This window comes from Candidatus Neomarinimicrobiota bacterium (assembly GCA_041862535.1).
Taxonomy (GTDB): domain Bacteria; phylum Fidelibacterota; class Marinisomatia; order SCGC-AAA003-L08; family TS1B11.
The window spans coordinates 1-5,498 of record JBGVTM010000016.1 but is presented as its reverse complement, the minus strand read 5'-3'; the positions used below and the strand labels follow the sequence as shown (position 1 = coordinate 5,498).

Below are 5,498 nucleotides of genomic sequence, written 5' to 3'. Positions count from 1 at the left end.
GCTTAACCAGGCGGCGCTTTCGGAGACGGTGCCGTCCAGAGTGCCTTCACCGATGTTCTGGATGGTAAACGAGTAGGTGTTCGGACTGGGGTTGTTGCCCTCGACCACCGAGCCGAAGTCGTGGGTGATGTTGCCGCTGCTGATCGCCAGGACAGGGGCCTGGGCCGCGGTAACGGTGACAGTCGCAGCACCGGAAGCATTGCCGCCGTTGGAAGCCACAGAGATGGTCTCCGAGTAGTCACCTGTAGTAAGGCCGCTGGTGGTAGCGGTGACGGTGATAATCTTGGTGGCCCCAGCACCAAGGCTGAAACTCGTGGAGGACAGGCTTAACCAGGCGGCGCTTTCGGAGACGGTGCCGTCCAGAGTGCCTTCACCGATGTTCTGGATGGTAAACGAGTAGGTGTTCGGACTGGGGTTGTTGCCTTCGACCACCGAGCCGAAGTCGTGGGTGATGCTGCCGCTGCTGATCGCCAGGACAGGGGCACCAGCGCCGCTCACCGTCACGGTCACGGCACCGGAGGCTACTCCGTCATCGGAGTTGACGATGATGGTTTCGGAATAGCTGCCCGCTGCCAGGCCACTGGTAGTGGCGGTTACATTTACCCATAGCCACCCATGGCGGCCGAGACTGAAACCGGTCGGCGATACAGCCAGCCAGGAGGCATCTTCTGAAACCGTTACGTTCAAGGTGCCATAGCCGCTGTTTTCAACCAGGAAGGAATAGGTATTCGTATCAGGGTTGCTGCCCTGGGTCACGGTCCCGAAATCGTGAACAATCCCGAAGGCTGCCAGCGTCGCGGGGACGGAGAAGTAGTTGCCATAGATATTGTAGTCTCCCGCTGTACCAGCAACCCAGGCGGCGCCGGCGCCGGCAGAGAAGAAATTGCCGGTGAAGCCGACCACGCTGGTGGCATCATCGAGACTCCCGTCCGAGCCTGAATTGAGCTGCACCGGATTGTCGTAGTCGACGGCGGGTGTCCCGGCGCCGATATTGGCGTATATGCCGCCGGCACGATTATAGGTCACGTAATAATTGCCAGCGTTGTCATGGGAAGCCCAGGGAAACCTTTCATCGTCATATTCAGCAGAGACTCCCTGGAGATACCAGTTTTCGCCGTCATCTTCGGTATATAGGGCCAGGATATCGTTGTCCCCCGCCTCGAATTCAAACTGGAACGCGATCGAGACCGCATCCCAGTGAGCGGCAACTACCGGGCCGAACTTGTTGGCGTCATCGATGGATGGATCGGCACTGAAGGCTATCTCGGAACTGAAGGTCTCTCCGAAGTCCGTAGATTTTCGCAGCATAATATGATTCTGATACTCCCCGGTGCCTAAATAGCTGACGTAAAGTCCACTCCCGCCCCAGTCGAGGCCCACATCGTAGGTGTAATAGCTGACGTAAGTGGAGCCAAGATGCTGGTGCGTATCCCAGGACTCGCCATCATCCCAGGAACAAGTGAAATACACATCGGATATGCCTTCATTATCGCCGAAAAGGTAGACCAGATACACGTAGGCCCAGTCGGGGAGAATGTTGCTATCAAACAGTTCCGCGTCGGAACAGATTCTGGCCCGCACCACGACATCATTGGGGGGCGTGATGGTATGAGTTTGGGAAATCCCCGGTTCGTAAACGGCGAAGTCGCTCAGGTCTACCGCCGACCTTATGATTATAAGGCTACTATCAACATTACAGGATGTAAAGAGATAGCCGTTAGCGTAGGTAATGGTGGGTAAGGTCAATGGTTTGCCCGTGTTATTCCAAGTTGCACTCCGGAATGACCAGGTTTGCCCACCATCGCTGGACTCGTAGACCGTGAGACAAGTGGCGGTTTGCGTTTCACCATAATAGCCATAGTTATAGTCTTCAAAAACGACGTAGAGATTGTTATCCCGGTCGCAGGCCATGTTGGTGGCTTTCTCATCGGCTGCGAGGGTTTGGATGGGTATCTCACTGCCCCAGCTCCTCGCAGATATCACAGCTAGATCGCGGGAGCCGGGATAACCCGGCTGACCGGCGATATCCTCACGAGTAATTCTCTCAATCGTACTTTTCAGCTGCGCGGACCCGGTCGCAGAGGTCCTGATCGCAAGCGTCTGGCCCTTGTCGCCTGGCTGTTTTTCAATGCTTTTGCCAGCGAGTTCGGGCGTATGGCTAACATATTTTCCATAGGATCTTTTAGGGGCCTGAGCGCTGGAAAAATCCATCAGGAGGAGCATAACAACGATGGCCAGCCCCATTTTCTTGATAGTATGTCGAGCAGTGATCATGACGGGACCTTTCTTTTAAAGACGTATAATTTATATTCAGTGGTAAATATTGATTCTTCGCTATCCCTGATACCGGCAACAGTGGTGGAGGTATTGAGGTAAGATTGCTGCTCCAACAGCTGTTTGGTACTATTCCGGCCCATTGAGCAGGCAGTTTTGTTCACGCAGAGTCACTTTTGATTCTCTTTCCCCATCTCCGGACGCACCGTTCATAGCTGATGAGCTGGAGTTCAGCGGTACGAAATGGAAAGATTCAGTGAGAATAAACAAGTAGGAGCGATTCACTGGCCGAATCACTTTATTTCCTTTGTTACATAAACATATAAGATTTATCTTAATAACATATAAGATTTAACTTAGTTAAGATAAATAAAATGATCACACTTATCAAGTGATCCGTATCACAGTTAATTGAGATTGCCGCCCTTGGGACGAGGACGCAGCCAGCCTAATTATAGTAAAGGCAGATGATTGGGCTTTGCGCTGAGAGTGAAACCTCTGAGGGGGCTGGGTTTTATATTCCAAATGATTGTGGGAAGGGATTAGCTTCGCCGCTAATCCATGGATTTTGTGAACCGGTTGACAGGGCAATAAGCAAGCGGAGCCAGATAGATAAATGACTGTAGGGCCCGCGAAGAGAGACATCCACGCGAGTGAAGTACAGGCGTATCCCCTGCTGGCCACAAAACTCTACATTCCGCCGCCACAATCCAAATGGGTTCCACGCCAGCGCTTGCTGACGAGACTGGACGAGGGGATAACCGGGAAGCTGGTCCTGGTTTCGGCCCCCGCTGGTTCGGGGAAGACGACCCTCCTCAGTGATTGGGTTCATCACAGTGATCTGTCCGTGGCCTGGCTGTCACTCGACCGCGGCGACAATGATCCTGTGCGTTTCCTGAGCTATATCGTCGCGGCAATCCAGACCATCGAGAAAGACATCGGGAATGCGGCTCTATCGGCATTACAGTCTCCCAAGCTGCCGCCATTCGAGGCAGTGATCACAAACCTGATTAACGAGATCACCTGCGTTCCAGATGATTTTGCGCTGATCTTCGACGATTATCACCTGCTCGAGCTTAAGCAGGCTCATAGCATGGTGGAGTTTTTACTGGACCATTTACCGGCCCAGATGCACCTGGTTATTGCTACCCGCGCCGATCCGCCCTTGCCTCTAGCCCGTCTGCGGGTTAGCGGTCAACTGACCGAGATTCGCGCCGATGACCTCAGTTTTACCGCCGCCGAGACCTCGGTATTCATCCACAATGAGGCCGGTCTTGAGCTCTCTGCCGGTGATATTCAGAATCTGGTATTCCGTACTGAGGGATGGATCGCGGGCTTGCAGCTGGCAGTGTTGTCGATGCGGGGTCTCGAAGACCTGTCGACATTCATTCGCTTGTTCACCGGCGACGAGCGTCATATAGCCGACTACCTGATTGAGGAAGTCCTTTGTCGCCAGTCGGAGCCTGTCAGGGTCTTTTTACTGCAGACATCGATTCTGGACCGTCTGACGGCCTCAGTCTGTGACGCGGTTACCGGTCGGGATGACAGCCAGCAGATGTTGAGTGGATTGGAGAAGGCCAATCTCTTCATTATTCCGTTGGATGACGAGCGGTGTTGGTACCGCTATCATCACCTTTTCAGCGATTTATTGCGGCAGCATCTGCAACAGGACCAGCCGGACCAAATGCCGTTATTGCACGGTAGTGCCAGCAAGTGGTACGAGGAGCACGGGTATATAGCAGAGGCGATCGAGCACGCGCTGGCGGCCGGGGATCATGAGTTGGCGGTGGACCTGATCGAGGGGACGATGGACGCGGTCATGATGCGCAGTGAGGTAGCTACATTTCATAGTTGGATGGAGGCCTTGCCGGCTGAGGTAGTGCGGGCTCGGCCGCGTTTGGCAGTCCATCACGCCTGGGCGATGATCATGGGCGGGCACTCCCTGGAAGAAGCCGATTCGATGGTCCAGGAGATTGCCGAAGCCGATACGGCTGGTATGGTTACTGGGGAGGTAGCTGCTTTCCGGGCGCTGCTGGCTACCTGGCAGGGAAAGACCACTGAGAGCGTCGAACTTGCCCAGCAGGCGCTTGAAAAACTCCCGACGGAGAGTCTGTTTCTGCGGAGTCTGATAGCGGGGACCCTCGGCCTAACGTATTTTTATGCCGGCGATATAGAAGCCGCCACCAGAACACTGGAGGAAGCCTTCCGGATAAGTCAACAGGTGGGCAACCTCATGAATGCGGTGCTGGCTCTTACTCATCTGGCTGAGATAGCTCTATTGCAGGGGCAGTTAAGCAGGTCGGAGGAGATTTATAATCAGGCAATCGGATTGGCCACTGACGACCAGGGTCGGCTGCAGCCAATAGCCGGTCTAGCGCTAATTGGGTTAGGGTATCTATTCCGCGAATGGAATGATCTGGGGACTGCCACGCGTCATGTTCTTCAGGGGATCGAGTTGACGAAGCTCTGGGGGGAAATCGGGACCATCAATGGTTATCTCAATCTGGCGCGCATCAAGCAAATCCAGGGGAACAACAAAGGTGCTCTAGAGGCCATTCAAACAGCCAAGCGGATTGCGTTGAAGTTTGACGCCATGGAGATGGATGACATCCTGGTTGCGATGAATGAAGCCCGGTATTGGATCGAGCAGGGAGACCGGGACGCGACCTGGAACTGGCTGGTGGAGCGCAGGTTGGTAAAAGATGCAGAAACCGCGGATTTTGAATTGCGGCGAAGTGATGCTCCCTCTGCGCTGCTTCGTATGCTGGAGGAAATCACTGCGGCGCGGGTTTTGATCAACCTGGGCCAAGCGGATAAGGCGTTAGCAGTGCTTGAACCATGGTGCAATAGGGCCCGGGCGGCGGGATGGAATGCTTACCTGATGGAAGTACAAATCGTTCAGGCTGTGGCATGGCATGAGAAAGGCGAGCTGTCACCGGCGGTTACCGCGCTGTCACAAGCGCTGATCTTTGGCAAGCAGGCTGGTTTCCTGCGCACCTTCGTTGATGAGGGTGGTCCGATGGGTGAACTGCTTGAGAAAGTGCTGGAATGGTCGAAGAGTGAGCGGGCCGAAGTCGCGGGGGTTTCCGAAGACTATGTAAAGAAGCTGGTATGGGCCCTGAAAGTCAGCCCGATAACGCAGGCTGACGGAAGCCTGGTGGAGCCACTCAGCGAGCGGGAGTTGGATGTATTGAGGCTATTGGCCGCAGGCTTGTCAAACACTC

The 5,498-nt window shown here is 54.5% G+C and carries 2 protein-coding genes; one reads left to right on the top strand and one right to left on the bottom strand.

All coding sequences use genetic code 11. The annotated features are described in order from the left end of the window. Window positions 1–2,274: hypothetical protein (locus ACETWG_00700; protein MFB0515107.1), on the bottom strand; the 2,274-nt coding region annotated here is incomplete at its 3' end. Between the two features lie 616 nt (window positions 2,275–2,890). Between ACETWG_00700 and ACETWG_00695 the strand changes: the two genes are divergently transcribed. Then, on the top strand, window positions 2,891–5,498 hold a 2,608-nt coding region (locus tag ACETWG_00695), incomplete at its 3' end, for a LuxR family transcriptional regulator (protein MFB0515106.1).